At 71.7% G+C, this 1,876-nt stretch carries 2 protein-coding genes; both read left to right on the top strand.

The window, feature by feature from the left end:
* Window positions 1–317: DUF3597 domain-containing protein (locus GVN67_RS28880; protein WP_160000742.1), on the top strand; the 317-nt coding region annotated here is incomplete at its 5' end.
* A 26-nt stretch (window positions 318–343) separates the two neighbouring features.
* Window positions 344–1,876 (top strand): non-homologous end-joining DNA ligase (gene ligD, locus GVN67_RS28885; protein WP_200845446.1); only part of this gene is annotated, 1,533 nt, incomplete at its 3' end.

Consider the following 1,876-nt stretch of genomic DNA (forward strand, 5'->3'; position numbering starts at 1 on the left):
CCTCCCCTGCCACTTCCCCCGCCGCTGCCCCTGCTGCCTCCACCGCAACGCCGACCGAGCCGGTCGATGTCGAGGCGGTGCTGACCGACCTGGCCGCCAAGTCCGGCCAGACGCTGAACTGGCGCAGCTCGATCGTCGACCTGATGAAGCTGCTCGGCCTCGACAGCAGCCTGCAGAACCGCAAGGAGCTGGCCAAGGAGCTCAGCTACAGCGGCGATCCCGAGGATTCGGCGGCCATGAACATCTGGCTGCACAAGCAGGTCATGCAGAAGCTGGCGGCCAATGGTGGCAAGGTGCCGGCCGACCTGGCCGACTGATCGAAGGGTCGCGGAGGCGCGGTCGGATGGCTCAGACAGAAAAACTGGCCCGCTACCGCGCCAAGCGCGACTTCAGCCGCACCGCCGAGCCGAAATCCGGCGGGCGGCGCGGCCACGCGCCGCAGCTGGTGGTGCAGAAGCATGACGCCACCCGGCTGCATTACGACCTGCGGCTGGAGCTGGGCGGCACGCTGAAAAGCTGGGCCGTCACCCGCGGCCCCAGCCTGGACCCGGCCGACAAGCGCCTCGCCGTCGAGGTCGAGGACCATCCCCTCAGCTATGGCAGCTTCGAGGGCAGCATCCCCAAGGGCGAATATGGCGGCGGCACCGTCATGCTCTGGGACCGCGGCAGCTGGGAAAGCCTCGATCCTGATCCGGCCAAGGCGCTCGCCGAGGGACGGCTGAAGTTCCGCGCCCATGGCGAGCGGCTGCAGGGCGGCTGGACCCTGGTGCGGATGCGCCGCCGCCCGAAGGAGAAGCGCGACAACTGGCTGCTGATCAAGGAGGCCGACGACGCCGCCCGCCCCGGCGAGGGCGATTCGCTGATCGCGGCGGCGCAGACCTCCGTCGCCTCCGGCCGCAGCATGGCCGAGATCGCCGGCGGCAAGACCGCGCGCAAGACGGGCAAGGCGGCCTTCATCCCGCCGCAGCTTTGCGCCAGCCAGGACCGCGCCCCTTCCGGCGAGGCCTGGCTGCATGAGCTCAAGCTCGACGGCTACCGGTTGCAGGCGCATGTCCGCGACAAGCGCGCCACCCTCTTCACCCGCAACGGCCATGACTGGACCGCGCGCTTTCCGGAGACCGCGGCGGCTTTGGCAAAGCTGCCGGATGTCGTGCTGGATGGCGAGCTGATCGCCGCCGATGCCGAGGGCACGCCGGATTTCGCCGCCCTCGTCGCCGCCATGGAGCAGGGCCAGACCGCCACCTTGCGCTTCTTCGCCTTCGACCTGCTGGCCGAGGGCGACACCGACTGGCGGCCTCGGCCGCTGACCGGGCGCAAGGCCCGGCTGCAGCAGCTGCTGAAGCGCCGCGGCCAGGCCATCGCCTATGTCGAGCATTTCACCGCCGCCGGCGAGGCCGTGCTGCGCTCCGCTTGCCGGATGGGGCTGGAGGGGGTGGTCTCCAAGCGCGCTGGCTCCCCCTACCGCGCCGGGCGCAGCGGCGACTGGGTGAAGGCCAAGTGTCGCGGCGCGGACGAATTCGTCATCGGCGGCGTCGGCCGCGGGCCGAAGGGCAGCATGACCCTGCTGCTGGGCGCCTGGCGCGAGGGCAAGCTGGTCTATCTCGGCCGCGTCGGCTCCGGCATTTCCGGGGCGCATGCGGCCAGCCTGCTGCGGGGGCTGAAGCCGCTGGGGCGCCAAGCCTCGCCCTTCTCCGCCGGCGTGGATCCTGCCGACCGGCGCGGCGCGCAATGGGTCGAGCCGCGGCTGGTGGCCGAGATCGACTATGCCGGCTGGACCGGCGAGGGCCGCCTGCGCCAGGCCTCCTTCAAGGGCCTGCGCGAGGACAAGCCGGCCGAGGCGGTGACGCCCCCCGGCCCGCTGGCCAAGCCCACACCC

Origin of the sequence: Roseomonas sp. 18066 (genome assembly GCF_902706185.1) — a bacterium.
In the GTDB taxonomy this organism is placed as follows: Bacteria; Pseudomonadota; Alphaproteobacteria; order Acetobacterales; family Acetobacteraceae; genus Pseudoroseomonas.